24 protein-coding genes are annotated in these 25863 nt (G+C 72.3%); 11 read left to right on the top strand and 13 right to left on the bottom strand.

The annotated features are described in order from the left end of the window. Positions 1-2: 2 nt before the first annotated feature. Positions 3-596 (bottom strand): hypothetical protein, encoded by a 594-nt coding sequence (locus ACIBAD_RS25825; RefSeq protein WP_398908732.1) that lies wholly within the window; start codon positions 594-596, stop codon positions 3-5. A 103-nt stretch (positions 597-699) separates the two neighbouring features. Beyond that, a complete protein-coding gene (locus ACIBAD_RS25820; RefSeq protein ID WP_398908730.1) occupies positions 700-1071 on the bottom strand; it encodes an ArsC/Spx/MgsR family protein in 372 nt (123 codons plus the stop codon). A 107-nt stretch (positions 1072-1178) separates the two neighbouring features. On the opposite strand from ACIBAD_RS25820, the gene ACIBAD_RS25815 reads away from it, so the two are divergent. Next, positions 1179-1436 carry a hypothetical protein gene (locus ACIBAD_RS25815; RefSeq protein ID WP_030156195.1) on the top strand — a complete coding sequence of 86 codons (258 nt, stop codon included), beginning with the start codon at positions 1179-1181 and terminating at the stop codon, positions 1434-1436. Between the two features lie 67 nt (positions 1437-1503). Here the strand turns inward: ACIBAD_RS25815 and ACIBAD_RS25810 are convergent, their stop codons facing one another. Next, positions 1504-2703 (bottom strand): PP2C family protein-serine/threonine phosphatase, encoded by a 1200-nt coding sequence (locus tag ACIBAD_RS25810; RefSeq protein WP_134075153.1) that lies wholly within the window; start codon positions 2701-2703, stop codon positions 1504-1506. A gap of 173 nt (positions 2704-2876) precedes the next feature. On the opposite strand from ACIBAD_RS25810, the gene ACIBAD_RS25805 reads away from it, so the two are divergent. From ACIBAD_RS25805 to ACIBAD_RS25795, 3 genes are all read left to right on the top strand, one after another. Further along, on the top strand, positions 2877-3560 hold the full coding sequence (locus ACIBAD_RS25805) for a VIT family protein (protein ID WP_134075821.1): 684 nt from the start codon (positions 2877-2879) through the stop codon (positions 3558-3560). Positions 3561-3617: 57 nt separating this feature from the next. Then, entirely contained in the window at positions 3618-4511 is an 894-nt protein-coding gene (locus tag ACIBAD_RS25800) for a TIGR01777 family oxidoreductase (RefSeq protein WP_134075152.1), read from the top strand. A gap of 190 nt (positions 4512-4701) precedes the next feature. Beyond that, positions 4702-5958 (top strand): FAD-dependent oxidoreductase, encoded by a 1257-nt coding sequence (locus ACIBAD_RS25795; protein WP_398908727.1) that lies wholly within the window; start codon positions 4702-4704, stop codon positions 5956-5958. Positions 5959-6055: 97 nt separating this feature from the next. On the opposite strand, the gene ACIBAD_RS25790 is transcribed toward ACIBAD_RS25795, so the two are convergent. Continuing rightward, on the bottom strand, positions 6056-7504 hold the full coding sequence (locus ACIBAD_RS25790) for a regulator (protein WP_398908725.1): 1449 nt from the start codon (positions 7502-7504) through the stop codon (positions 6056-6058). A gap of 173 nt (positions 7505-7677) precedes the next feature. On the opposite strand from ACIBAD_RS25790, the gene ACIBAD_RS25785 reads away from it, so the two are divergent. From ACIBAD_RS25785 to ACIBAD_RS25765, 5 genes are all read left to right on the top strand, one after another. Further along, on the top strand, positions 7678-8013 hold the full coding sequence (locus ACIBAD_RS25785; protein ID WP_134075149.1) for a hypothetical protein: 336 nt from the start codon (positions 7678-7680) through the stop codon (positions 8011-8013). 76 nt (positions 8014-8089) lie between these two features. After that, entirely contained in the window at positions 8090-8887 is a 798-nt protein-coding gene (lipB, locus tag ACIBAD_RS25780; protein ID WP_134075148.1) for a lipoyl(octanoyl) transferase LipB, read from the top strand. Positions 8888-8997: 110 nt separating this feature from the next. Then, positions 8998-9945: a lipoyl synthase gene (lipA, locus tag ACIBAD_RS25775; RefSeq protein WP_398908722.1), complete on the top strand. Its 948-nt coding sequence runs from the start codon at positions 8998-9000 to the stop codon at positions 9943-9945. Between the two features lie 272 nt (positions 9946-10217). Continuing rightward, positions 10218-10415: a hypothetical protein gene (locus ACIBAD_RS25770; RefSeq protein WP_030863404.1), complete on the top strand. Its 198-nt coding sequence runs from the start codon at positions 10218-10220 to the stop codon at positions 10413-10415. A 10-nt stretch (positions 10416-10425) separates the two neighbouring features. Beyond that, positions 10426-11124, top strand: coding sequence for a DUF4191 domain-containing protein (locus ACIBAD_RS25765; RefSeq protein WP_134075146.1), 699 nt, complete (start codon positions 10426-10428; stop codon positions 11122-11124). 89 nt (positions 11125-11213) lie between these two features. On the opposite strand, the gene ACIBAD_RS25760 is transcribed toward ACIBAD_RS25765, so the two are convergent. After that, complete coding sequence (locus tag ACIBAD_RS25760; protein WP_134075145.1) at positions 11214-11681, bottom strand: RDD family protein; 468 nt, start codon at positions 11679-11681, stop codon at positions 11214-11216. Positions 11682-11865: 184 nt separating this feature from the next. Here ACIBAD_RS25760 and glnA point away from each other — a divergent pair, with 184 nt between their 5' ends. After that, positions 11866-13275: a type I glutamate--ammonia ligase gene (gene glnA / locus ACIBAD_RS25755; protein ID WP_048477813.1), complete on the top strand. Its 1410-nt coding sequence runs from the start codon at positions 11866-11868 to the stop codon at positions 13273-13275. Between the two features lie 146 nt (positions 13276-13421). Here the strand turns inward: glnA and ACIBAD_RS25750 are convergent, their stop codons facing one another. Beyond that, entirely contained in the window at positions 13422-14105 is a 684-nt protein-coding gene (locus tag ACIBAD_RS25750; RefSeq protein ID WP_134075144.1) for a TetR/AcrR family transcriptional regulator, read from the bottom strand. Between the two features lie 86 nt (positions 14106-14191). On the opposite strand from ACIBAD_RS25750, the gene ACIBAD_RS25745 reads away from it, so the two are divergent. Further along, positions 14192-14962 carry an SDR family NAD(P)-dependent oxidoreductase gene (locus tag ACIBAD_RS25745; protein ID WP_398908719.1) on the top strand — a complete coding sequence of 257 codons (771 nt, stop codon included), beginning with the start codon at positions 14192-14194 and terminating at the stop codon, positions 14960-14962. 27 nt (positions 14963-14989) lie between these two features. On the opposite strand, the gene ACIBAD_RS25740 is transcribed toward ACIBAD_RS25745, so the two are convergent. The 7 genes from ACIBAD_RS25740 to ACIBAD_RS25710 all read right to left on the bottom strand — a co-directional run bounded on the left by ACIBAD_RS25740 (position 14990) and on the right by ACIBAD_RS25710 (position 25812). Next, entirely contained in the window at positions 14990-15508 is a 519-nt protein-coding gene (locus tag ACIBAD_RS25740) for a DUF4240 domain-containing protein (RefSeq protein ID WP_030156172.1), read from the bottom strand. Between the two features lie 119 nt (positions 15509-15627). After that, positions 15628-18318, bottom strand: a complete 2691-nt coding sequence (aceE, locus tag ACIBAD_RS25735; protein ID WP_398908716.1) for a pyruvate dehydrogenase (acetyl-transferring), homodimeric type — start codon at positions 18316-18318, stop codon at positions 15628-15630. A 220-nt stretch (positions 18319-18538) separates the two neighbouring features. After that, positions 18539-19162, bottom strand: a complete 624-nt coding sequence (locus ACIBAD_RS25730; protein ID WP_398908852.1) for a GntR family transcriptional regulator — start codon at positions 19160-19162, stop codon at positions 18539-18541. A 107-nt stretch (positions 19163-19269) separates the two neighbouring features. After that, positions 19270-20625: a lipase family alpha/beta hydrolase gene (locus tag ACIBAD_RS25725; RefSeq protein ID WP_398908714.1), complete on the bottom strand. Its 1356-nt coding sequence runs from the start codon at positions 20623-20625 to the stop codon at positions 19270-19272. 116 nt (positions 20626-20741) lie between these two features. Beyond that, a complete protein-coding gene (gene sucB, locus ACIBAD_RS25720; RefSeq protein WP_398908712.1) occupies positions 20742-22526 on the bottom strand; it encodes a 2-oxoglutarate dehydrogenase, E2 component, dihydrolipoamide succinyltransferase in 1785 nt (594 codons plus the stop codon). Between the two features lie 57 nt (positions 22527-22583). After that, entirely contained in the window at positions 22584-23972 is a 1389-nt protein-coding gene (gene lpdA, locus ACIBAD_RS25715; protein WP_134075139.1) for a dihydrolipoyl dehydrogenase, read from the bottom strand. Between the two features lie 298 nt (positions 23973-24270). After that, positions 24271-25812: a leucyl aminopeptidase gene (locus ACIBAD_RS25710; RefSeq protein WP_398908710.1), complete on the bottom strand. Its 1542-nt coding sequence runs from the start codon at positions 25810-25812 to the stop codon at positions 24271-24273. Positions 25813-25863 lie beyond the last annotated feature (51 nt).

Raw genomic sequence — 25863 nt, 5'->3', positions numbered from 1 at the left:
GGCTACTTGATGACCGCGTTGGCCACGATGATGGCGAGGCCGATGGTGGCGTCCGCCATGCCGATGAGCAGGGCCGAGCCGAGCCGGTAGCCGACGCGCAGGGCCACGAAGGAGCCCCACGCGAACAGCAGCGCGGTGTTCAGGCCGAGCCCGACGGCGGTCACCGTGTGGGAGTCCAGGTGGGCGATCCCGGCGATGACCAGAAGCAGGACGGTGGGCACGGTGGCCAAGATCATCGGCCACTCGTTCCACAGCGCCCGCGAGAGCACCCGCCACCGGTGCGCGGCGGAGCCGGCCTGATGACTGGTCATGTGGTGCGAGTAGCCGTGTGCGAGCGCGGCCGCGCCGGCGGTGACCACTACCCAGGTCGCGTCGTAGAACGGGGTGTACTCGTCGCCCGCCTGATCGAGCGCGGCCAGCAGGCCGGACGCGAGCACGGTCCCGTAGACCCCGCCGAACATCCAGTCGGCACCCCGGCGCGGCGGGGGGATGCGGGGTCGGGTGAGCTGCTGCCGGTGCCGTGCGCCCGGCTGGTCCGGCTGGTCCGGCTGGTCCGGCTGGTCCGGTCGGTCCGGCTGGGTCTGCTCGTCGGTCATCGCTGTCCTTCGGCGCGGTCCTTCTGGTGTGGTACATCCCCTTTGCTTCGTTTCACACCTTATGGGGTGAGGAGGTGAGGGCGAGATGAGGAGCGGGCGCGGCTCAGGCGCGCCGGGACAGCGCCTCGCGGACCGCGTCCTCCGAGCGGCCGACCACCGCCGTGCCGTCCTCCGCCGTGATGATCGGGCGTTGGATGAGCTTGGGGTGCGCCGCCAGGTGGGCGATCCAGCGCCCCCGGGCCGCGTCCGTCTCCTCGCGCGGGAGGTCCCGTACGCCGGTCTCCTTCGCCAGCGGGTCCGACGTGCGCGTGATGTCCCAGGGCTCCAGGCCGAGCCGACCCAGGACCTCGCGGATCTCGGCCTCGGACGGCACGTCCTCCAGGTAGCGGCGCACCGTGTACTCGGCTCCCTCGGCATCCAGCAGGGTGAGCGCGGCACGGCACTTCGAACAGGCGGGATTGATCCAGATCTCCATGGCCCCCACCCTAGCCAGAGCCTGTCTGGCCAGGGGCTTCTGTCAGTGGTCCCCGGTAAAATCGAGGGAGAACGACAGGAAGCCAACTACCGTTTGGGAGGCTGTAGATGGCCACTGCCACGACCATTGAGCCCGTCAAGAAGAAGCCGCTGCCGGCGGGCTTGCCCCGCGAGTGGTACGAGAGCCACAACCGCCGTCTGAAGGCGATGCGGTTGGCGATATCCCTGCTCGACTCGGGGACGTACGACGCCCGGCGCGCCACCAACCGGAAGATCCGCACGATGGCGGTCCGCACGGGCATCCACCGCCCGTCGAACGTCACGTGCAAGCTGGTCCGCGCCTTCATCGTCAGCAACGGAGCCTGAGCCCCGCCCTTCCCCCGACCGGCGTCCGGCCGGACGCCGGTCGGGGGTGCGACCCCGCGCCCTCGGATCACGCCTCCGGAAGGGACAGGACCAGGAGGGCCACGTCGTCGCGGGGGCCGCCGTCGGTGAACTCCACCAGGTCCTGCCACACCGCCTCGACCAGCCCCGCCGGATCCCGCTCCAGGGCCGGCACCCGGACCGCCAGGGGGTAGAACTCGCCCGCCGAGTCGCGGGCCTCCGTCACCCCGTCCGTGTGCGCCAGCAGCCGGTCTCCCGGCAGCAGCGGGACGTCGGTCACCACCGCCAGATCCGGGCCGGCCAGCCCCAGCCCCAGCGGAGGGCCCGGTTCCACCCCCACCTCCGAGACCGTCGAAGCCCGGAGCAGCAGCGCCGGCGGATGCCCGCACGAGAGGATCCGTACCAGGTCCAGCCCGGGCGGGAACTCCAGCAGCAGCGCCGTGGCGAACAGCTCCGGATGCTCCCCGGCCCCGTCTGCCGATCCCGCGGGGGCCGTCGGCCGGGTTGATCCGGTCGATTCGGGTGATCCGGGCGATCCGGCCGATCGGGTGGATCCGGGCGGGTCGGCCGAGCCGGGCGGGGCCGCCGAGCCCCCGGTGTCCGCCAGCAGCCTGCGGTCCAGCCGGGCCGCCACCCCCGCGAGCTCCGGATCGTCCAGCACCGCCTCCCGGAAGGCGCCGAGCAGCGCGGCCACCGTGCCGACCGCCGCCAGGCCGTGCCCCTGCACGTCCCCGACCAGCGCCCGCACCCCGTACGGCCCGACCCGTACGTCGTACAGGTCGCCGCCGACCAGGGTGCCGCGCTGTGCGGCCCGGTACAGCCCGGCGCAGCGCACCGGACCGACCCGGTCCGGCACCGGCGGCAGCACCGCCATCTGGGCCGCCTCCGCGACGGTCCGCACGCTGACCAGCTGCGCGTCGCGGCGCCGCCGGACCCAGGCGATGACCACGCTCAGCAGCGCGACCACGGCCACCGTGGCCAGGTCGGCGCCCTGGGCGTGCCCGACCCCGAGGGAGGACACACCGAGCAGCAGCAGCACGATCCCGGCGAAGACGGCGGTTCCGGCCGCCCCGTACGCGAAGGCCGCGACCGGCGGCAGGCCGGCCAGGAAGTAGCCCAGCTCGATGTCGCCCGGGGTGGCGGCCTGCGCGAACACCAGCACCACCAGGGCCACGGGGGGCGCGAGCCGCGCCCAGCGCGGGGGCGGCTTCCCGTGCAGCCAGCCAGGCTCCTCCCGTCGGCGTCTCACCCCTCCACCCTGGTACGCGGGCGGGGGGCGCGCACGCCGGACCGGTCCGCCGGGTGGCCGTACGGGGTCCGGGCGCCGACAGTGGTCCCGTGACGGATGCGGATGCGGGCGGCGCGGGAGCGGGCGGGGCGGCGGCCGGAGGAGCGGGGACAGGCGGGGCGGGGACGGGCGGGGTGGAGCAGAGCGCGGGGATCGGCTCGCGGCTGAACTGGCTGCGGGCGGGGGTGCTCGGCGCGAACGACGGGATCATCTCCACCGCCGGCCTGGTGGTGGGCGTGGCCGGGGCCACCACCTCGCGTGCGTCGATCCTGGCGGCGGGGGTGGCCGGACTGCTGGCGGGCTCGCTGTCCATGGCGGCGGGGGAGTACGTCTCGGTGAGCTCCCAGCGGGATTCGGAACGGGCCGCGCTGGAGACGGAGCGGCAGGAGCTGGCGGAGGAGCCGGAGGCGGAGCTGGCGGAACTGACCGGGCTGCTGGAGGCCAGGGGGCTGAGCCGCGACCTCGCGCGGGAGGCGGCGGTGCAGCTGACGGAGCGGGACGCGCTGAAGGCGCACGCGCGGGTGGAGCTCGGGATCAACCCCGACGAGCTGGTGAACCCCTGGCACGCGGCGTTCGCGAGCCTGGTCGCGTTCACGGTGGGGGCGCTGCTGCCGCTGCTGGCGATCGCGCTGCCGGGGCCGTCGGAGCGGGTGCCGGTGACGGTGGCCGCGGTGCTGGCGGCTCTGACGCTGTGCGGGCTGATCAGCGCCCGCCTGGGCGGAGCCCCGGCCGCCCGGGCGATCCTGCGCAACGTCACGGGCGGCGCCCTGGCGATGGCCGTCACCTACGCGGCCGGCACCTGGCTGGGAGCGTCCTGACACGGGCCCGTGCGGCGGCGGCGGATCCGCCGCCCGGCGGACCGGCATAGTGGGGGCATGCGCATCGCCATCACCGGTTCCAGCGGGCTCATCGGCCAGGCCCTCGTACGGTCCCTGCGGGAGGACGGGCACGAGGCGGTGCGGTTCGTACGGCGTACGCCCGCCGCGCCCGACGAGGCCGAGTGGGACCCGCGTCGCGGCTACGTCGACCCGGCAGGGCTCGCCGGCTGCGGGGCCGTCGTCCACCTCGCCGGGGCCGGGGTCGGCGAACGCCGCTGGAGCGCCGCGTACAAGAAGGAGATCCGGGACAGCCGGGTCGCGGGGACCGCGGCCATGGCCCGTGCGATCGCCGCGCTCGACGTGCCGCCCGCCGTCTTCGTCTGCGGCACCGCCGTCGGCTACTACGGCGACACCGGCGACCGCGCCGTCGACGAGCACGCCCCCGCCGGCCGGGGCTTCCTGCCCGAGGTCTGCGTCGATTGGGAGGCGGCCGCCGCCCCCGCCCAACTGGCCGGCGTACGGACGGTCTTCGCCCGGACCGGACTGGTCGTCGCCGCCGGGGGCGGCGCCTGGGGCAAGCTGTTCCCGATCTTCAAGGCGGGGATCGGAGGCCGGCTCGGCAACGGCCGCCAGTACTGGTCGTTCATCTCCCTGCACGACGAGGTCGCCGCCCTGAGGCACGCCATCGACACCCCCGGACTCTCCGGCCCCCTCAACCTCACCGCCCCCGAGCCGCTGACCAACCGCGAGGTCACCGCTGCGATGGGCCGCGTACTGCACCGGCCGACGCTGTTCGCCGTACCGGCCCCCGCCCTGCGCGTCGTACTGGGCGAGTTCGCCGGGGACGTGCTCGGCAGCCAGCGGGTGCGCCCCACCCGGCTGTTGGAATCCGGCTTCACCTTCCGCCACCCGGGGATCGACGAGTCGATCCGGGCCGCGCTCGCCGGCTAGGGGGTGTCTCGTCGGGGGCGTTCGGGCCGCCCCACGGCACGCCCCCGCCCCCGTGCGACCGTTCGTGACCCGGATGCGACCGGTGTGCGACCGGAGTTGGCCGTAATACCCCACCGAACTCGGGTTCCCCTGGAGCTCGTTGGGGGAAGGAGGATTCCCACACAGCCGCGCCGACCTCGGGGAGGGGCACGTGCTCACCAACTCGCACCGCACCGCACAGCACGCGGACGTCGTCATCGTAGGAGCCGGGGTCTCAGGACTCGCGGCGGCGCACCACCTGATCGCCGCAGGGGTCACGGTCACCGTCCTGGAGGCCGCGGGCGATCCCGGCGGCCGGATGGCCACCGAGCACCTCGACGGATTCCGGCTGGACCGGATCGGACAGTTGCTCAACACCTCGTACACGGAGCTCGACCGGACCCCCGGCCTCGCCGACCTGGTCCTGCGGCCCTTCGCGCCGGGGGTCCTCGTCCACACCGACGGCCGGCAGTCGAGGGCCGGGGCGCTGACCCCGGCCCGCGCGCTGGCCAGCGGATCCTTCGACCAGGCGCGGCTCAGCGCGTACCTCGGCCGGCTCGCCGCCCTGCCGGTGGAACGCCTCCTGGCCCGCCCCGAGCGCACCGCGCACGCCGCCCTGCGCTCCCGGGCCCTCGGCGCGACCCTGCGCCCCCTGCTCACCGCGCTGCTGCGCGATCCGGAGCTCACCACCTCCAGCCGGGTCGCCGACCTGGCCCTGCGCACCTTCGCCCGCGGCCGGCTCGCCGTGCCCGAGGGCGGGGCCGCGGCCCTGCCGGACCTCCTCGCCGCCACTCTGCCGCCCGGCACGGTGCGCACCGGGGTCCGGGTCCGGTCGGTGGCGACCAAACTGGTCACCACCGAGGAGCACGGCGACTTCAGCTGCCGCTCCGCCGTCCTGGCCACCGGCGCGCGGGCCGCCGCCGAACTGCTGCCGGGGCTGCGGGTGCCGGCGTTCCACGAGGTCACCGTCGTCCACCACGCCACCGCCACCCCGCTGCAGTGGGACGGCTCGCTCCTGCTCGACGGCGATCAGAGGTGGCCCGTCGCCCACACCGCCGTGATGAGCGCGGTCGACCCGACGCGGGCCCCGGCCGGCCGGAGCCTGGTCACCACCACCGTGCTCGGCCCGCCGCCGCCCGACCGTACGGTCGCCTCGCGCCTGGCCCGGCTGTACGAGACCGGCACCCGGGACTGGGAGCTGCTGGCCGTCCACCACACCCCGGAGGCCGTCCCCGCGATGCCGCCGCCGTACGACCTGCGCAGGCCGGTCCGGGTCCTGGCCGGGCTGTACGTGTGCGGCGACCACCGCGACTCCAACACCGTCCAGGGGGCGCTGCACTCGGCCCGCCGCGCCGCCACCGCAGTCCTGCGCGACTTCGGCATCCGGCTCCCGGCGAGCGCGGAGCCCGCCGTCGCGGCGGCCGCCTGAACACCACCACGGGCAACCTGCACGGGCAGCCACCACAGGCAACGGGTCAGGGCCCGGTTCCCCAGGGGGACCGGGCCCTGACCCGACCCCGAACGGCTCAGGACAGCGCCGCCACCCGTTCCCGGTACGTCCGCACCGCCGAGGCGTCCCGGTACGGCTCCAGCCGGCGCTCGAAGTCCCGTACGTACTCCACCGCGCGCACCGACCGCATCTCCATCGCCTGCTGCGCCGCCTCCGCGCCCAGCGCGCACGCCTGGTCCAGCTCGCCCAGCCCCAGCCGCGCCGTCGCCAGCACCACCCGGCAGAACAGCCGCGAGCGGGCGAACCCGGGCGCCCGCAACTGCAGGGACCGCTCCGCGTGCTGCGCCGAGGCCCGGTACTGCTGGAGGTCCCGGTGGCAGTGCCCGAACTCGTCCGCCAGCTGCCCCTCGTCGAACAGCCGGGCCCAGTACGGTACGTCGTCCCCCGGCCGGGCAGCGCCCAGCGCCCGCTCGGCCCGCACCAGCGAGGCCGTCGCGGCCCGGACCTCGCCCAGCACCGCGTGCCCGCGCGCCTCCGCCGAGTGCAGGAGCGCCTGCACCACCGGCGGCGGCCCCGAGCCGACGCCCTGCTGCGCGACGCGGGCCAGCTGCACCGCCTCCCGGCCGTGGCCGAGGTAGACCGCCTGCCGGCTCATGGTCACCAGCACGTACGAGCCGTACGGCCGGTCCCCGGCCGCCTGCGCCAGCCTCAGGGCCTGCACGAAGTAGCGCTGGGCGAGCCCGTGCGCGGCGATGTCGTACGAGGTCCAGCCCGCGAGCCGGGTCAAGTCGGCCGCCGCCGAGAAGAGCCGCCGCCCGGTGGTCTCCCCGTAGGTGCCGCGCAGCATCGGCTCGGCCTCGTGCTCCAGGTAGCGCACCAGGGCCTGCCGGGCGTGGCCGCCGCCGTACGTGTGGTCCAGGGTCCGGAACAGCTCGCTCACCGAGCGCAGGGCCGCGATGTCCCCGCTGGTCACCCGCTGGCCGGGCCCCCGGTCGATCTGCCGTTGCCGGGGCACCGAGCCGCGCCCCTGGACCGGGACGCGGGCGGCGGCGGCCGCCGCCGGATCCGCGCCGCGGCCCACGCGCTCGTCGGCGCGCCCGATGAGCCAGTCGCGGCTCGGGACGACCAGCCCGGCCGGGGTGAACGCGATCTTCCGCAGCTCGGCGTGGGAGCCGGAGTCCTTGCGCCACAGTCCGCTGGCGATGTCGACGGCCTCCTCCGGGGTGGCCGCGAACTCCAGACCGGCGTAGACGGGCGCGCAGGCGTCCAGACCCAGGTCCTGTGCGGAGAGCCGCCGGCCCAGGCGCCGGGTGAACACCTCGGCGATCAGCGCCGGGGTGGTCCCGCGCGGCTGCTGCCCGCGCAGCCAGCGGGTCACGGAGGTCTTGTCGTACCGCAGGTCGAGACCGTGCTCCAGGCCGAGCTGGTCGACGCGGCGGGCCAGACCGGCGTTGGAGAACCCGGCTTCCGCGATCAGCGCCGCGAGCTGCCGGTTGGGGACGCGCTGGGCAGGTCGTTCCGTCATCGGCTCCACGGTTTCCTGACGTGACGGACCGGAGTCCCGGCCCTGTGAACGGCGTGAATGTAGCGGCGAACTCCGCTGTTGCCGCCCCCTCTGCCCCACCTTCATCCGATCGTGTGCAGAAGCGGTAGGGCCCTTTACGGACTGACCCCCTCCGTCCGCGTATGCTGCGCGGCATGACCCGCACGACCAGGCCCTCCGCGGCGGAGCCCGCCGACGGCGCCACCGCACGACTGCCCGCCCCGCTGCCCGCGCCCGAGCTGACCGAGGCCGAGTGCCGGCGGTGCGGCACGTACATCGCGGGGCTGGACGGGCGGTACGCGTGCGGCGTGTGCGGCTGGGTCAACGACCACTCGGAGGGCCACCGGCGGCTGCCGACGGCCGACGAGGACCCGGACCGGCCGGCGGCCCGGGGCCGGTCCCGGCGGCCGAGGCCGCTCCCGCCGGGCCCGCAGGAGGGCGCGGAGCGTCCCGCTCCCGGCCCCGCCGGCCCCGCGCCGACGGGCCACTGAGGGGGCGGAAACCGGCCGCCGTACCCTTGGCTGGTGCGATACGTGCACACGGCAGGTTCAACGAGGAGGCGCTGCGGTGGCTGAGCTTGGGTTTGTCCGTCTGGGCTTCGGACCCGACTACGTCGAGTACACCCGGGCCTGGGAGGAGCAGCGGCGGGTCCACGCCGCGCGCTTCGCGGACGAGATCGGCGACACCTGCCTCCTGCTGGAGCACCAGAGCGTGTACACCGCGGGGCGGCGCACGGCCGACAGCGAGCGCCCGCTCGACGGCACCCCCGTCGTGGACGTGGACCGCGGCGGCAAGATCACCTGGCACGGCCCGGGCCAGCTCGTCGGCTACCCGATCATGAAGCTGCCCCGCCCGGTCGACGTCGTCGCGCACGTGCGCCGCCTGGAGGAGGCGCTGATCCGCGCCGCCGCCGAGTTCGGCCTGGAGACCACCCGGGTCGAGGGCCGCTCCGGGGTCTGGGTCCTGGGCGACCCGCTGGAGGAGCGGCCGAAGATCGGCGGCCTCTCCCTCGACCTCGACCCGCGGCTGGCGGACGAGGAGTTCGACCCGCGTCTGAACGGCCCCGAGTACGCCCCCTCCAACGCCGGCCAGCGCCGCGAGGACCGCAAGCTGGCCGCGATCGGCATCCGCGTCGCCAAGGGCGTCACCATGCACGGCTTCTCGTTCAACGTAAACCCGGACAGCACCTGGTTCGACCGGATCATCCCGTGCGGGATCCGGGACGCCGGTGTGACCTCGCTCTCGTACGAACTGGGCCGGGAGATCACCATCACCGAGGTGCTGCCGGTCGTCGAACGCCACCTGAAGGACGTACTGGAGCAGGCCGAGCTGCGGCCCCGGGAGATAGAGCCGGCCGCCGGCTGACGCCCGGGGGAATGCGTCCGCCGCCCCCCAGGTTGGCGGACGTAAGAGCGTATGAAATTACGGGCGTACCCTGGTGGACGCCGAAGAATCGAAGTCACAGGGAGCCGGTCGTGTCCGCAGTCGCACCCGACGGACGCAAGATGCTGCGCCTGGAGGTCCGTAACAGCCAGACCCCCATCGAGCGCAAGCCCGAGTGGATCAAGACCCGGGCGAAGATGGGCCCCGAGTACACGAAGATGCAGGCCCTGGTGAAGGGCGAAGGACTGCACACCGTGTGCCAGGAGGCCGGTTGCCCCAACATCTACGAATGCTGGGAGGACCGCGAGGCCACCTTCCTCATCGGCGGCGACCAGTGCACCCGGCGCTGCGACTTCTGCCAGATCGACACGGGCAAGCCCGAGGCCCTGGACCGGGACGAGCCGCGCCGCGTCGGCGAGTCGGTCGTCACGATGGACCTGAACTACGCCACGATCACGGGCGTCGCGCGCGACGACCTGGCCGACGGCGGTGCCTGGCTGTACGCGGAGACCGTGCGCCAGATCCACGAGCAGACGGCGGGCCGCGAGGCCGGCCACACCAAGGTCGAGCTGCTGGCCCCCGACTTCAACGCGGTCCCGGAGCTGCTGGAGGAGGTCTTCGCCTCCCGCCCCGAGGTCTTCGCGCACAACGTGGAGACGGTCCCGCGGATCTTCAAGCGGATCCGCCCCGGCTTCCGCTACGAGCGCTCGCTCGACGTGATCACCCGGGCGCGCGCCTACGGCCTGGTCACCAAGTCGAACCTGATCCTCGGCATGGGCGAGGAGCGCGAAGAGGTCTCGCAGGCGCTCAAGGACCTCCACGAGGCCGGCTGCGAGCTCATCACCATCACCCAGTACCTGCGGCCCTCGCCGCGGCACCACCCCGTCGAGCGCTGGGTGAAGCCGGCCGAGTTCGTGGAGCTGGCGAAGGAGGCCGAGGAGATCGGCTTCTCCGGTGTGATGTCGGGCCCGCTGGTCCGTTCCTCGTACCGGGCCGGGCGCCTTTACCAGCAGGCGATGGAGAAGCGCGCCGCGGTGTGACGCGCGCTACCAACCGGACTGTGTGAACTCACGCACAAAGTCTTACCAACGGGTAACACCGCATCGACGCGGCCCCTAGGCTCTCTGTAACGAGGGTCCGGCGGGCCGCGTAAATGTTTCATCACCGTTTGACCGACCGGTCATGCCCTGGTAACACCAGTCAGTGACGATGGCTCCACGCACCGCGCACGCCGGCGCACACGCTGCCGCACCCCGCCGTGCGCCCCAGAACGTCCCGAGCACCGCCCAGTACCGTGAAAGGGATCGACATCATGCAGGCCGCGCCCGTACGCGCCATTGCCATTCCGTCGTTCACCGACGCCTTCCGGGGCTTCGAGTCGCTGCTCATGAGCGGCGCCCGCCGCAACGCGTGGAGCGCCGTCCTGGAGGACCGCCGCAGGGCCAAGGACCGGGTCGAAACCGAGCACGTACTGGAGGCCGCGGCCACCCGGACCCCGCAGGCCACGTAAACTTCGCTCTATGGCGAGGAAGTCAAACGCAGAGACTGCTGCGAACCCCGGGCGACTGAAGCAGATCGCCCTGACGTACAAGATGACGCGCAAGGCCGACCCGAAGGTCGGTCTGATCGTCGCGGGCGTGGGAATCGTCACCTTCGGTGTCTTTCTTGCGATCGGCTTCCTGATCGACCACCCGGTCTACCTGGGCATCCTGGGCTTCCTGGTGGCGTTCCTCGCGATGGCGATCGTCTTCGGACGACGGGCCGAGCGGGCTGCCTTCGGGCAGATGGAGGGGCAGCCGGGCGCGGCCGCGGCCGTACTGGACAACGTGGGACGGGGCTGGACGACCACCCCGGCCGTCGCGATGAACCGGAGCCAGGACATCGTCCACCGGGCCGTGGGCAAGGCCGGCGTGGTGCTGATCGCCGAGGGCAACGCGAACCGCGTGAAGCCGATGCTGGCAGCGGAGAAGAAGAAGCTGGCCCGGATCATGCCGGACATCCCGGTCCACGACTTCATCGTGGGCACCGGCGAGGGCGAGGTCCCGCTGAAGAAGCTCCGTACGACGCTGCTCAAGCTGCCGCGCGTACTGGCGGGTCCGCAGATCACGCAGGTCAACGACAAGCTGCGGGCCATGGGCGATCTCATGAGCAACATGCCGCTGCCGAAGGGTCCGATGCCCAAGGGCATGCGGATGCCGCGCGGCGGAAAGATGCGCTGATCCGCTTTTCGTATACGACGCACCATGCACGCAGGGGCGCCCCCGAGCCGAACGGCTCCGGGGGCGCCCCTGCGTGGTCCGTGTGCGGTCTAGAGGCGGACCTGGACGGCGCGCGCCAGGCGGTCGTGGAGGCCGCGCCCGTCCCGGTCCCAGATCAGTGCCGGGATGACCAGGGCGAGCAGCACCGTGCGCAGCACGACCCGGCCGAAGCCGAGGCGGCCGCCGCCCTCCGCGACGACGCGCAGGCCCAGGAGCCGCTTCCCGGGGGTGAACCCCACGGTGCCGACGGTGAGGATGCTCAGCACCACGAAGAGGGCCAGCGTCCAGTTGCCCGTGGCACTCGCGCTGCCGTGCGTGATCAGCCCGTATGCGATCACCTGGCAGCCGATCCAGTCGACGGCGAGAGCGCCGAGGCGCCGGCCGAAGCGCGCCACCGAGCCGGGCCCCTGCTGGGGCAGGCCCAGTCGCTGGCCCCGGTAGCCGAAGTCGACGCCCATGTCCTCGGCGGCCGCGCGGGGGCCGGAGAGCCAGGATCCGATTGCCTGTCTGTTGTCCACCCGACCACGGTACCGGTGGTGTCCGACAGCGTTCCGACGGGACCCTGGTTAACTTGAGCGAAACAAATGGGTCATGCTTGAGAAATCCCGCCTGCTTATGGTCGGGTCAGCGTGCGGCACCGCACTGACGCACCACGAGCTATAAAGCCCGCCCTGCCCCGGGGTCGGGAGTAGGAGGAGTTGGATGTTCCAGAACGCCGACGAAGTGAAGCAGTACATCGAGGAGAACGACGTCAAGTTCGTCGACGTCCGCTTCTGCGACCTGCCTGGTGTGATGCAGCACTTCACCATTCCGGCGCGAGCGTTCGACCCGGCGGAGGAGCTCGCCTTCGACGGCTCCTCGATCCGCGGCTTCCAGGCGATCCACGAGTCGGACATGGCGCTGCGCGCCGACATCACGACCGCGCGCCTGGACCCGTTCCGCAAGGACAAGACGCTCAACATCAACTTCTTCATCCACGACCCGATCACGGGCGAGGCCTACAGCCGCGACCCGCGCAACATCGCGAAGAAGGCCGAGGCGTACCTCGCCTCCACCGGCATCGCCGACACCGCGTACTTCGGCCCCGAGGCCGAGTTCTACGTGTTCGACAGCGTGCGCTTCGCGACCTCCGCGAACGAGGGCTTCTACCACATCGACTCCGAGGCCGGCGCCTGGAACACCGGCTCCGAGGAGAACAACCGCGGCTACAAGGTCCGCTACAAGGGTGGTTACTTCCCCGTAGCCCCGGTCGACCACTTCGCCGACCTGCGCGCCGAGATCTCCCTGGAGCTCGACGCCCAGGGCCTCCAGGTCGAGCGCCAGCACCACGAGGTCGGCACCGGCGGCCAGGCCGAGATCAACTACAAGTTCAACACGCTGCTGGCCGCGGCCGACGACCTGATGCTCTTCAAGTACATCGTGAAGAACGTCGCCTGGCGCAACGGCAAGACCGCGACCTTCATGCCGAAGCCGATCTTCGGTGACAACGGCTCGGGCATGCACGTCCACCAGTCCCTGTGGGCCGGCGGCGAGCCGCTGTTCTACGACGAGGCCGGCTACGCGGGCCTGTCGGACACCGCCCGCTACTACATCGGCGGCATCCTCAAGCACGCACCGTCGCTGCTCGCCTTCACCAACCCGACGGTGAACTCGTACCACCGCCTGGTCCCGGGCTTCGAGGCGCCGGTGAACATGGTGTACTCGCAGCGCAACCGCTCCGCCGCGATGCGCATCCCGATCACGGGCTCGAACCCGAAGGCCAAGCGCGTCGAGTTCCGCGCCCCGGACCCGTCCTCGAACCCGTACCTGGCGTTCGCGGCCCTCCTGCTGGCCGGCCTCGACGGCGTCAAGAACAAGATCGAGCCGATGGAGCCGATCGACAAGGACCTCTACGAGCTCTCGCCCGACGAGCACGCGAGCGTCCCGCAGGTCCCGACCAGCCTTGAGGACGTCCTCAAGGCCCTCGAGGCCGACCACGAGTACCTCCTGGCCGGCGGCGTCTTCACCCCGGACCTGATCGAGACCTGGATCGACTACAAGCGCACGCACGAGATCGCCCCGATCGCACTGCGCCCGCACCCGCACGAGTTCGAGATGTACTTCGACATCTAAGAAGCAGTGCGCGCAGCGGCCCCGCCACTCTCCCCGGAGAGCGGCGGGGCCGCTGCGCTGTCGCCCCCCGTCCCTGCCCGCCGGTATCGGCCGTGCGCGGGTGCCGTGGTCCGGCTCGGTCGCCGGGACCCGAACCGGGCGTGGGCTCAGGGTGAGGGCGGGGAGGCCGCCTTCGGCTTGCGGAGCAGGGGCATCGCGGACGTCAGGTCGCGGAGGCAGCGGACCGCGAGTTCGGGTGGGGAGCCCGGGCCCGAGACCGGGGCGTCCGTGGTCGACCAGAGTTCCAGGGCGATGCGGATGGCGTCCGTCGCGGCGGCCGCGAGGAGGCGTACGCCCAGGGGCTCCGCGTCCTCGCCGGCCAGCCGGGCGATCACCGGGACCAGGCGCTCCTCGGAGTCCTGGTTCACGCGGTACCAGACCGCGCGCAGGGCCTCGTCGGTGGCGGCCGCCCGGAGCAGGCCGCGGGTCACCTCCAGGCCCTCCTCGACCGCCTGGGAGTCGCTCAGCGAGCGGGTCACCGCGCGTTCCAGGGATTCCGCGAGGGGGGTGGCGGGGTCTTCCTCGGCGAGCAGGGCGCGCCAGGCGTCACCGCCTCCCGCGAGCAGCGGGGCCACGGCCTCCTGCTTGTTGCGGAAATAGCGGTAGAACGTGCGCAGGGCCACCCCGGCGCGGTGCGCGATGTCCTCGGCGGTGGTGCCGTCGGGGCCGTGTTCGGCGAAGAGTTCGCAGGCCGCGCGGGCGATGTCGAGCTGGGTGGCGGCCTTGCGGCGCTCGGTCAGCGACTGGGCTCCGGGGCCGGCCAGGGGAGCGTACGGACGAGGGGATCTCACGCGTGAAGCCTACCTTCCCGGTCCCTGTCTGAATGCATGTTCTGCCAGGCTGGCAAAACGTGTCACGGCGCGGGTACGCTCGCGCCATGAACCGTTACGAAGGACGTCGCGTCCTCATCACCGGCGGCGGCTCCGGCATCGGCCGGGCCACCGTCCACCGCATCCTCGCCGAGGGCGGCCGCGTCCACACCGTGGACGTCAACGAGGAGGGGCTGGGGGGCACCGCCGCGCAGGCCGCCGCCGACGGGCACGCGGACCGCCTCACCACCGCCGTCCTCGACATATCCGACGAGGCGGCCGTGCAGAGCGGTGTCGCCGCCGCCGTGGACCTCCTCGGCGGGCTCGACGTGCTCGTCAACGCCGCCGGCATCCTGCGCTCCGCGCACACCCACCAGACCACGCTCGACTTCTGGAACAAGGTCATCGCGGTCAACCTCACCGGCACCTTCCTGGTGATCCGCGCATCGCTCCCGGCGCTGCTGGAGGGCGAGCAGCCGGTCGTCGTGAACTTCAGCTCGACCTCGGCGTCCTTCGCCCACCCCTACATGGCCGCGTACGCGGCCAGCAAGGGCGGCATCCAGTCCATGACCCACGCCCTGGCCGCCGAGTACAGCAAGCAGGGCCTGCGCTTCGTCGCCGTCGCGCCCGGCTCCATCGAGAGCGGCATGACCACGGGCAACGGCCCGGGCCTGCCCGAGGACACCGACTGGAGCCTGTTCGCCAAGCTGGCCCCGGCCCTCGACCAGGGCTTCGCCGGCCCGCAGACCGTCGCCGGAGTCGTCGCCATGCTGGGCTCCGAGGACGGCGCCTTCATCACCGGCACCGAGATCCGCATCGACGGCGGGACCCACTACTAGACCGCCCCCGGCCGGCTGCCAGGTCGGTCAGCTTCTGAAGCGGTCCCACAGCCGGGGGAAGCGCTCCGCGAGCACGGCTTCGTTCTCGAAGTCCAGCGGGGTGCCCTCCGGCTCCGCCGCCTGCAACGGAATGCCCAGGTCCGGCGCCACCGCCCCCGTCAGCTGCTCGTACGCCTCGTCGGCCGCGTACCCCAGCTCCTCGCCGTCCCCGTCGATCTCCTCGTCGAACTCGTCCAGGAGCTCCGCGAGCGCGTCGGGGTCGTGCACCCCGCCCTCGAACACTTCCCGGCCCTGGCCGATCAGCCAGCACCGGAAGTAGTCGAACGCGTCGTCGCTGGCCCCGTCGAGCAGCACCCAGGCCGCGCCCCACAGGTCCCACGTGTACGCCCGGTTGTACCGGGACTCGAAGTGCCGGGCGAAGTCCAGGACGGAGTCCGGATCGAGCTGCGCCAGCCGCTCCACGAGCAGCTCGGCGTGTTCCTCGGGGTCGCCCTCGGCGGCCTCGCGGGTACGGTCGACGATCTCCCAGAACTCCGTCTCGTCCATCACCGCTCCAGCATCACGGGTGCGCCCCCTCGCCGCCACCGCTCATACGGCCAAAGGCCGGTGTCCCACCCCTGCGATCGGGGATCGGACACCGGCCTCTGTCCCAAGGCGTGCCTGCCTTACAGGCCGTAGCGCTCGCGCGCCTCCTTGATGGCGGACGCCGGCACCTCGCCGCGGCGGGCGAGCTGGGCCAGCGCGGCCACCACGATCGACTGCGCGTCGACACCGAAGTGGCGGCGGGCGCCCTCGCGGGTGTCGGACAGGCCGAAGCCGTCCGTCCCGAGCGAGGTCCAGTCCTGCTCCACCCACTGGCTGATCTGGTCCGGGACCTGGCGCATCCAGTCGGAGACGGCCAGCACCGGGCTGGTGACACCCTCCAGGGCGCGGGTGACGTACGGGGTGCGCACCTCGCCGCGCAGCAGCGCCTCGTCGCACTCCAGCGCGTCGCGCCGCAGCTCGCCCCAGGAGGTGGCGGACCAGACGTCGGCGGCCACGTTCCAGTCGGCGGCGAGCAGCTTCTGCGCCTCCAGCACCCAGTGGATCGCCGTACCCGAGGCCACCAGCTGGATCTTCGGGGCGTCGGCGGCCACGGCGGCGGCCGCCTCTGCCACGTCGGCCGCCGTGTTGAAGCGGTAGAGGCCGCGCAGGATGCCCTCTTCCACGCCCTCCGGCATGGCCGGCTGCACCTTCGGCTCGTTGTAGACCGTCAGGTAGTAGAAGACGTCTTCCGGCTTCTCGCCGTACATGCGGCGCAGACCGTCCTTGACGATCACCGCGATCTCGTACGCGAACGCCGGGTCGTAGTTGAGCGACGCCGGGTTCGTGGACGCGATCAGGTGCGAGTGGCCGTCCGCGTGCTGCAGGCCCTCACCGGTCAGGGTCGTACGACCGGCCGTGGCGCCGACGATGAAGCCCTTGCCGAGCTGGTCGGCGAGCTGCCACATCTGGTCGGCGGTGCGCTGCCAGCCGAACATCGAGTAGAAGATGTAGAACGGGATCATCGGCTCGCCGTGCGTCGCGTACGACGTGCAGGCGGCGATGAAGTCGGCCATGGCGCCGGCCTCGGTGATCCCCTCGTTGAGGATCTGGCCGTCCTTGGCTTCCTTGTAGTACATGAGCTGGTCGCGGTCGACCGGCTCGTACGTCTGGCCCAGCGGCGAGTAGATGCCGGCCGACGGGAAGAGCGACTCCATGCCGAAGGTACGGGCCTCGTCGGGGACGATCGGCACCCAGCGCTTGCCGGTCTCCTTGTCCCGCATCAGGTCCTTGACGAGCCGGACGAAGGCCATGGTGGTGGCCATCTCCTGCTTGCCGGAGCCCTTGATCAGCGGGGCGAAGGAGCGCTCGGCCGGAGCCGGCAGGGCCACGTGGTGCACCTTGCGGGCCGGGGCAGGGCCGCCGAGCGCCGCGCGGCGCTCGTTGAGGTACCGCACCTCGGGGCTGTTCGCGCCAGGGTGGCCGTACGGGACGACGCCGTCGGCGAAGGCGCTGTCGGGGATCGGGAGCCCGAGCAGGTCGCGCATGCCCTTGAACTCGTCGATCGTCAGCTTCTTCATCTGGTGGTTCGCGTTCTTCGACTCGAACCCGGCGCCCAGCGTGTAGCCCTTGACGGTCTGCGCGAGGATGACCGTCGGCGCGCCCTTGTGCTCCAGGGCGGCCTTGTACGCGGCGTAGACCTTGCGGGGCTCGTGGCCGCCGCGGGAGCTGTGGAAGCACTCGGCGATCTTCGCGTCGGAGAGCACGCCGGCCAGCTGCACGAGCTCGGCGTTGGCGCCGAAGAAGTGCTGGCGGATGTAGGCCACGTCGCGGGTCGCGTACGTCTGGAACTGCGCGTCCGGTACCTCGCGCAGGCGGCGCACCAGGGCGCCCGTGGTGTCGAGCTGGAACAGCTCGTCCCAGGCGGAGCCCCACAGCGACTTGATGACGTTCCAGCCGGCGCCGCGGAACTGGGCCTCCAGCTCCTGGACCACGCGGAAGTTGGCGCGGACCGGACCGTCGAGGCGCTGCAGGTTGCAGTTGATGACGAAGGTCAGGTTGTCGAGCTGCTCGCGGGAGGCCAGGGCCAGGGCAGCCGTCGACTCGGGCTCGTCCATCTCGCCGTCGCCGAGGAAGGCCCAGACGTGCGAGTTGGCGGTGTCCTTGATGTTCCGGTTCTGCAGGTAGCGGTTGAACCGCGCCTGGTAGATCGCGGAGAGCGGGCCCAGGCCCATGGAGACCGTCGGGAACTCCCACAGCCACGGCAGGCGCCGCGGGTGCGGGTAGGACGGCAGGCCGTTGCCGCCGGACTCCTGGCGGAAGTTGTCGAGCTGCTGCTCGGAGATGCGCCCGTCGAGGAAGGCGCGGGCGTAGATGCCGGGGGAGGCGTGGCCCTGGATGTAGAGCTGGTCGCCCGATCCGTCGGCCTCCTTCCCGCGGAAGAAGTGCTGGAAGCCGGTCTCGTAGAGCCAGGCGGCCGAGGCGAAGGTGGCGATGTGGCCGCCGACGCCGTACTTGGAGCCGCGGGTCACCATGGCGGCCGCGTTCCAGCGGTTCCAGGCGGTGATCTTGGCTTCCATCTCCTCGTCGCCCGGGAACTCGGGCTCGGCGGAGGTGGGGATGGTGTTGACGTAGTCCGTCTCCAGCAGCTTCGGCAGGGCGAGGCCGGCGGCCTCGGCGTGCTGGAGGGTGCGGCGGAGCAGGTATTCGGCGCGGCGCGTACCGGCGGCCTTGGCGACGGCGTCGAGGGAGGCCGCCCATTCGGCGGTCTCCTCGGTGTCGCGGTCCGGGAGCTGGTCGAGCTCGCTCGGAAGGTTTCCTACGGGGTCGGACATCGGTGTGCGCCGCCTTCCGGACAAAGGAGAGGTGGTGAAAAATCCCTGACGGGCAGGACAGGGTCGATGGGCCCGGTTGGGGTCCGTCGACGACTGTAAATCGCTGATCGATGATCGATCAAACGAATGTGACATTGAAATGGCCATCCGGCCAAAAGTCGGCACCCGGTGCCATGGAATCGGGCACCCGGTGCCGGGCAAACCAGGGCATACCAACCCGTCAGGCGCGGGGCGCACACCCCAGAACATGCCGCTTCACGAGCACACCGATGTCCGGATCCTGACTGCGGAACGCCTCCACGAGGGCCGCGTGCTCCTCCGCGTACGACTTCTGGACGGTTCCCAGCCAGCGGATGGACAGGGCCGTGAAGACCTCGATGCCCAGGCTCTCCCAGGTGTGCAGCAGCACGCTGTTCCCGGCCGCCCGCACCAGCTCCCGGTGGAAGCCGACGGTGTGCCGCACCTGCGCGGTCCCGTCCTCGGTCCGGTCGGCCTCCCACAGCGCCGCCACGTGCGGCTCCAGCCCAGAGCAGTCCGCCGCCAGCCGCGGTGCGGCCAGTTCGGCCGCGATCTGCTCCAGGCCGGCCCGGACCGGGTAGATCTCCTCCAGGTCGGCCGCCGACAGGTTCCGTACGCGCACGCCCTTGTTCGGCGCCGACTCGATCAGCCGCAGCGTCTCCAGCTCGCGCAGCGCCTCGCGCACGGGCGTCTGGCTGACCTCCAGCTCCACGGCGATCCGGCGCTCGACGATCCGCTCGCCGGGCTTCCAGCGCCCGCTGACGATCCCCTCCACGATGTGCTCGCGGATCTGCTCGCGCAGCGAGTGCACGACGGGTGGGGTGATCATCGGGGCTTCATCTCCTGTGGGGCGCGCATCGCTTGATGCGTAGACAATACGGCGGAGTGGGCCGCAGGGATGCGTTCCTGGTCAGGGCCGCCGGGTGAGGCTGGTTACAAGGCGCTGCGCCGGATCACGCTCAGGGCCGTGACCGGACCCACCGACAGCCGGTACGCGCCCGGTTCGGGCGGCGGGAACGCGACGCCGTGGCGGCCGCCGCCCAGGCTCCGCAGGGCGCGGGCCACCGGACGGCCCCCGTCGGCCGGGCGGAGCTCCGCCACGGGCAGCCGCGCGTCGTCGGGGGCCGTGACCACGACCTCGTACGGGACCCCCGCGGGCAGCACGGGCACCACCTGCACTCCCAGCCGGGCGGCCGGGTCCGGGCCGTCCGCACCCCCCGCGCCGTCCGCACGGTCCACGCCGTCCGCGGTCTCGGGGAGCGGGGATCCGTCGCCCAGGAGGCCGCGCAGGGCCTCCCGTGCGGCCCGGTTGTTCTGGAGCGAGCCGTGCTGTTCGTACGGGGTGCACAGCTCGTAGGGGGCGCCCGGCCCCGAGGCCGCGCCGAGGCGGGGGACCGTGCCGTCTCCGTCGGCCCCCGGGAGCAGCGTCAGGCGGCCCCCGGCGTACCGCGCGGTCGTCGCCGTGGGCTGGCCGGTGCCGGCGATCGCGTACAGCCCGGCCTGCGGCGGGGCGCTGCGCAGGTCGGCGTGGAAGCGGGCCGCGTCCGCGAGCAGCGCCTCGTCCACGCCCGGCAGCCCCGGCAGGTCGCGCAGGTGCGCGAGCCCGTCCGGACCCTCCACGCAGGCGTAGTCGGGGGCCAGCTGGTGCAGGGAGGGCAGGCTGCGGGCGAAGGGGCCGAGGCCGGGGCCCGCGCTGTGCCCGCCCTCCACCAGGTCGGCCAGGGCCCGTACGGAGCCCCGGTGCGGGGTGCCCAGCGTGATCACGCGACGGGTGATCGCGTGCCCGCCGAGGCGTTCCACGTAGTGCCGGGCCACGAGTCCGCCCATCCCGTGGCAGAGGAAGACCACCCGGGCCTCGCGGCGCTCGGGGGCCGAGGCCCGCCAGCGCTCCAGCTCCAGGTCGATCCGGCCCTTCAGCCGCCCCGCGCTGTGGCGGCAGGACAGCCGCCAGTCGTAGGGGAACGTGAGGAGGTTGTCCGATACGGACAGGGTGAAATGGCGTTCCAGCCAGCGCAGCAGGTCCGTGTAGCCGTCCACCGGGTGCCAGATGCCCGGCAGGGCGTGCAGATCGGGCATCAGGCCGACGGGAACGACGCCGTCGCCCGGGTCACCGTCGCCGATGTCCTTCGGGAGGCGCAGGGCGCCCACCGAGCGGCCGAAGCTGCGCAGGCCGCGTAACAGGGCCGGGCCGGACAGGTCCCAGACCGCTCTGCCGTCGGCGTCCGCCAGCCGGCTGCCCAGGATCCCCGGCAGTACCACGACGAGATCCGTCACCTGTGCCCGTGCCATACGCAGCCCCCCGAGATGTCACACATGGACCCACCAGGGTATGACGACGGCGCCCCCGCCCGAAGTGGTTCCGGGCGGGGGCGCCGTACGAGTCGGCTGCCGATGCGGCGTGAGCCTTACAGGCCGAGCTCGACCTCGAACTCGCCGGCCTCGAGGATCGCCTTGACGGCCGAGAGGTACCGGGCCGCGTCCGCGCCGTCCACCAGGCGGTGGTCGTAGGACAGGGTCAGGTACGTCATGTCGCGGACGCCGATGACCGTGCCCTCGGGGGTCTCGATGACCATCGGGCGCTTGACCGTGGCACCGATGCCCAGGATGGCGACCTGGTTCGGGGGAACGATCACGGTGTCGAACAGCGCACCGCGCGAGCCGGTGTTGCTGATGGTGAAGGTCGCGCCCGACAGCTCGTCCGGCGTGATCTTGTTGCCGCGGACCTTGGCGGCCAGGTCGGCCGTGGCCTTGGAGATGCCCGCCAGGTTGAGGTCACCGGCACCCTTGATGACCGGGGTCATCAGGCCCTTCTCGGAGTCCACGGCGATGCCGATGTTCTCCGAGTCGAAGTAGGTGATGGTGCCCTCGTCGTCGTTGATCCGGGCGTTGACGACCGCGTGGGCCTTCAGCGCCTGGGCGGCGGCCTTGACGAAGAACGGCATCGGCGAGAGCTTGACGCCCTCGCGGGCCAGGAAGGAGCCCTTGGCCTGCTCGCGCAGCTTCATGATCTTGGTGATGTCCACCTCGACCACGGAGCTGAGCTGAGCCTGCGAGTGCAGCGCCTTCATCATGTTGTCGCCGATGACCTTGCGCATGCGGGTCATCTTGACGGTCTGACCGCGCAGCTCCGAGACCGCGGCGGCCGGGGCCTTGGCGGCCGGGGCGGCGGCGGCCGGAGCCGGGGCGGCAGCGGCGGCCTTGGCGACCTCGGCGGCGGCCAGGACGTCCTGCTTGCGGATGCGGCCACCGACGCCGGTGCCCGAGACCGAGGACAGGTTGACGCCGGACTCCGAGGCGAGCTTGCGCACCAGCGGGGTCACGTACGCACCCTCGTCACCGGCGGAGACCGCGGCGGCGGGGGCAGCGGGAGCGGCGGCCGGAGCCGGGGCGGCCGGAGCCGGAGCGGCCACGGGGGCCGGAGCGGCGACCGGAGCCGGGGCAGCGGCCGGAGCCGGGGCGGCCGGGGCGGCCGGAGCGGCCACGACCGGAGCCGGGGCGGCGGCCGGGGCGGCAGCGGCCGGAGCCGGAGCGGCGGCCGGGGCAGCCGCGGCCGGGGCCGGGGCGGCGGCCGGAGCGGCACCGGCGGCGCCGATGACGGCCAGGACGGCGCCGACCTCGGCGGTCTCGTCCTCGTTGATCCGGATCTCCAGCAGGGTGCCGGAAACCGGCGCGGGGATCTCGGTGTCGACCTTGTCCGTGGAGACCTCGAGCAGCGGCTCGTCGGCCTCGACGGACTCGCCGACCTGCTTCAGCCAGCGGGTGACGGTGCCCTCGGTGACGCTCTCGCCCAGGGCGGGGAGAACGACGTCCGTGCCGGAGGCGGCGGGCGCGGCGGCGGCCGGGGCCTCGGCGGCGGGGGCCGGGGCCGCGGGGGCCTCGGCGACCGGAGCCGGAGCGGCGGCCGGAACCTCGGCCACGACCGTCTCGGCCTCGGCGGGGGCGGGGGCGCCGGAGCCGTCGTCGATGACGGCCAGCTCGGCGCCGACCTCGACGGTCTCGTCCTCGGCGACCTTGATGGAGGCCAGGATGCCGGAGACGGGCGACGGGATCTCGGTGTCGACCTTGTCGGTCGAGACTTCGAGCAGCGGCTCGTCGGCCTCGACGCGCTCGCCCTCGGCCTTCAGCCAGCGGGTGACAGTTCCCTCGGTGACGCTCTCGCCGAGCGCCGGAAGGGTTACGGAAACCGACATGGTTTCAGTTGCTCCTTACGAAAGTGCGGAAGTGGTCGTCGCGCCCGTGACTGTGGATTAGTCGTGGGAGTGAAGCGGCTTGCCGGCCAGGGCCAGGTGGGCCTCGCCGAGCGCTTCGTTCTGGGTCGGGTGCGCGTGGATGAGCTGCGCGACCTCGGCCGGCAGAGCCTCCCAGTTGTAGATCAGCTGGGCCTCGCCGACCTGCTCGCCCATCCGGTCACCGACCATGTGGACGCCGACCACGGCACCGTCCTTGACCTGGACGAGCTTGATCTCGCCCGCGGTCTTCAGGATCTTGCTCTTGCCGTTGCCCGCCAGGTTGTACTTCAGGGCCACGACCTTGTCCGCGCCGTAGATCTCCTTGGCCTTGGCCTCGGTGATGCCGACGGAGGCGACCTCGGGGTGGCAGTACGTGACGCGCGGAACACCGTCGTAGTCGATCGGGACGGTCTTCAGACCGGCCAGGCGCTCCGCGACGAGGATGCCCTCGGCGAAGCCGACGTGCGCGAGCTGCAGGGTCGGGACGAGGTCGCCGACCGCCGAGATCGTCGGCACGTTGGTCTGCATGTACTCGTCGACCAGGACGTAACCGCGGTCCATCGCGACGCCCTGCTCCTCGTAGCCCAGGCCCTGGGAGACCGGGCCGCGGCCGACGGCGACCAGCAGCACCTCGGCCTCGAAGGTCTTGCCGTCCGCGAGGGTGACCCGTACGCCGTTCTCGGTGTACTCGGCCTTGTCGAAGAAGGTGCCCAGGTTGAACTTGATGCCGCGCTTGCGGAAGGCCCGCTCCAGCAGCTTCGAGCTGTTCTCGTCCTCGACCGGGACGAGGTGCTTGAGCCCCTCGATCACGGTGATCTCGGAACCGAAGGACTTCCACGCCGAGGCGAACTCGACGCCGATGACGCCGCCGCCCAGGACGATCGCCGACTCGGGGACGCGGTCCAGGACCAGCGCGTGGTCCGAGGAGATGATGCGGTTGCCGTCGATGTGCAGGCCCGGCAGCGACTTCGGCACGGAGCCGGTCGCCAGCAGGACGTGGCGGCCCTGGATGCGCTGGCCGTTCACGTCGACGGAGGTCGGCGAGGAAAGGCGGCCCTCACCCTCGATGTACGTCAGCTTGCGGGAGGCGACCAGGCCCTGCAGGCCCTTGTACAGGCCCGAGACGACCTCGTCCTTGTACTTCTGCACGCCCGCGACGTCGATGCCCTCGAAGGTGGCCTTCACGCCGAACTGGGCGGCTTCGCGCGCCTGGTCCGCGATCTCGCCCGCGTGGAGCAGTGCCTTCGTGGGGATGCAGCCGTTGTGCAGGCAGGTGCCGCCGAGCTTGTTCTTCTCGATCAGGGCAACGTCCAGACCCAGCTGGGATGCGCGCAGAGCCGCGGCGTAACCGCCACTGCCACCGCCGAGGATCACTAGGTCGAAAACGGTGCTGGCGTCGTTCGCCACGTCACGTCCTCCATGCATGTGCGCCGGGCACCGGTCCTCTGTGACCGGGCGGCGGCTGGTAATCGGCCGCTAGTTGTTCGGCCCTGTGGTGGGGGCCCTGTCCTGCCGAGAACCCATCTTCGCATTTGTCGGGGGAACGCGGGACGCCGGGCCCAGGATGTGGCAGGTCGTTCCGCCCGAAGTGAGGGTTACCAGTGCGTAGAAACCTACGGATTTCGTTGTCAGTGAACAGGCCTCAAGCCTTGATCGAGTGGGATCAAGGCTTGAGACATGTCACAGCCGGCGCTGCGGGGCTGCGTCAGCCCAGGTCGCCGGTGGCCGTACGCTCGGCCAGCCGCACCAGGGTGCGCACGGCCGAGCCGGTGCCGCCCTTGGGGGTGTAGCCGTACGGGGCGCCCTCGTGGAAGGCCGGGCCCGCGATGTCGAGGTGCGCCCAGGTGATGCCCTCGCCCACGAACTCCTGGAGGAAGAGGCCGGCCACCAGGCCGCCGCCCATCCGGACACCCATGTTGGCGATGTCGGCGGTGGGGGAGTCCATGGTCTTGCGCAGGTCCTCGGGGAGCGGCATCGGCCAGGAGGCCTCGCCGACCTCCTCGGCGATCTCGTGGATCGAGGTGCGGAAGGCGTCGTCGTTCGCCATGATCCCGAAGGTGCGGTCGCCCAGGGCCAGCACCATCGCGCCGGTCAGGGTGGCGACGTCGACGATCGCGTCCGGGTTGTCCTCGGAGGCCTTGGTCAGCGCGTCGCCCAGGACCAGGCGGCCCTCGGCGTCGGTGTTCAGGACCTCGACGGTCTTGCCGCTGTACATGCGCAGCACGTCGCCGGGCTTGGTGGCGGAGCCCGAGGGCATGTTCTCGGCGAGCGCGAGCCAGCCGGTGACGTTGACCGGCAGGCCCAGCTTGGCCACGGCCACGACGGAGGTGAACACGGCGGCGGCGCCGGCCATGTCGCACTTCATCGTCTCGTTGTGGCCGGCCGGCTTCAGGGAGATGCCGCCCGAGTCGTAGGTGATGCCCTTGCCGACGAAGGCGAGGTGCTTCTCCGCGTCGGGGTGGGTGTAGGCGATCTTCACCAGGCGCGGCGGGTTCTCGGAGCCCCGGCCGACGCCCATGATCCCGCCGTAGCCGCCCTTGGTCAGCGCCTTCTCGTCCAGGACCTGGACCTTGATCCCGTGCTCCTTGGCGGTCGCGGACGCGACGGCGGCGAAGGCCTCGGGGGTGAGGTCGTTCGGCGGGGTGTTGATGAGGTCGCGGGCGACGTTCACCTCGGTCGCGACGACCGTGGCGCGCTCGGCGGCGGCCTTGTGCTCCTTGTCGCGCGGCTTGGCGCCCAGCAGGACCACCTCGGCGAGCGGCTGCTTCGGGCCGCCGTTCTTCTCGGCGCCCTTGCCGGACTTCTTCTCCCCGCCCTGGTAGACGGTGAAGGCGTACGCGCCCAGCAGCGCGCCCTCGGCGACGGCCGTGACGGCGGAGGCGTCCTCCAGCGGGAGGGCGAACGCGGCCTTCTTCGAGCCGTGCAGCGCACGGGCGGCGGCGCCGGCGGCGCGGCGCAGGGCCTCCTCGTCGAACGCCTCGTCCTTCTCGGGGACGGGGCCGAGTCCGACCGCCAGCACGACCGGGACCTTCAGGCCGTCCGGCGCCGGCAGCTTGGTGGTCTCGCCTTCGGCGCCCGAGGCGCCGAGTGCGTCGAGCACGGCGGCGAGCTTTCCGTCGTACGCCTTGTCCACGGCCTCGGCGCCCGCGGCGACGACCGGACCCTTGGGGCCCTTCGCCACGCCGACCACGAGGGCGTCGGCGCGCAGCGTCGCCGCGCCGGCAGTGCTGAGAGTCAGAGCAGTCACGGTGGTGAAGTCTCGCTTCCGTTTGTGTTGTGGGCCGAGTGGGTGGCCGGC

It is taken from the genome of Streptomyces sp. NPDC051109, from assembly GCF_044455885.1.
In the GTDB taxonomy this organism is placed as follows: domain Bacteria; phylum Actinomycetota; class Actinomycetes; order Streptomycetales; family Streptomycetaceae; genus Streptomyces.
This window is presented reverse-complemented; position numbering and strand designations above follow the sequence as displayed.

Bases quoted from the DNA above. Each gene is read 5' to 3' on its own strand.
- ACIBAD_RS25740 (WP_030156172.1), bottom strand. From the start codon at position 15,508: ATGGACGAGACGGAGTTCTGGGAGATCGTCGACCGTACCCGCGAGGCC.
- ACIBAD_RS25825 (WP_398908732.1), bottom strand. From the start codon at position 596: ATGACCGACGAGCAGACCCAGCCGGACCGACCGGACCAGCCGGACCAG.
- ACIBAD_RS25725 (WP_398908714.1), bottom strand. From the start codon at position 20,625: ATGGCACGGGCACAGGTGACGGATCTCGTCGTGGTACTGCCGGGGATC.
- ACIBAD_RS25790 (WP_398908725.1), bottom strand. From the start codon at position 7,504: ATGACGGAACGACCTGCCCAGCGCGTCCCCAACCGGCAGCTCGCGGCG.
- ACIBAD_RS25765 (WP_134075146.1), top strand. From the start codon at position 10,426: ATGGCGAGGAAGTCAAACGCAGAGACTGCTGCGAACCCCGGGCGACTG.
- ACIBAD_RS25800 (WP_134075152.1), top strand. From the start codon at position 3,618: ATGCGCATCGCCATCACCGGTTCCAGCGGGCTCATCGGCCAGGCCCTC.
- glnA (WP_048477813.1), top strand. From the start codon at position 11,866: ATGTTCCAGAACGCCGACGAAGTGAAGCAGTACATCGAGGAGAACGAC.
- ACIBAD_RS25820 (WP_398908730.1), bottom strand. From the start codon at position 1,071: ATGGAGATCTGGATCAATCCCGCCTGTTCGAAGTGCCGTGCCGCGCTC.
- ACIBAD_RS25815 (WP_030156195.1), top strand. From the start codon at position 1,179: ATGGCCACTGCCACGACCATTGAGCCCGTCAAGAAGAAGCCGCTGCCG.
- aceE (WP_398908716.1), bottom strand. From the start codon at position 18,318: ATGTCCGACCCCGTAGGAAACCTTCCGAGCGAGCTCGACCAGCTCCCG.
- ACIBAD_RS25770 (WP_030863404.1), top strand. From the start codon at position 10,218: ATGCAGGCCGCGCCCGTACGCGCCATTGCCATTCCGTCGTTCACCGAC.
- sucB (WP_398908712.1), bottom strand. From the start codon at position 22,526: ATGTCGGTTTCCGTAACCCTTCCGGCGCTCGGCGAGAGCGTCACCGAG.
- ACIBAD_RS25745 (WP_398908719.1), top strand. From the start codon at position 14,192: ATGAACCGTTACGAAGGACGTCGCGTCCTCATCACCGGCGGCGGCTCC.
- ACIBAD_RS25785 (WP_134075149.1), top strand. From the start codon at position 7,678: ATGACCCGCACGACCAGGCCCTCCGCGGCGGAGCCCGCCGACGGCGCC.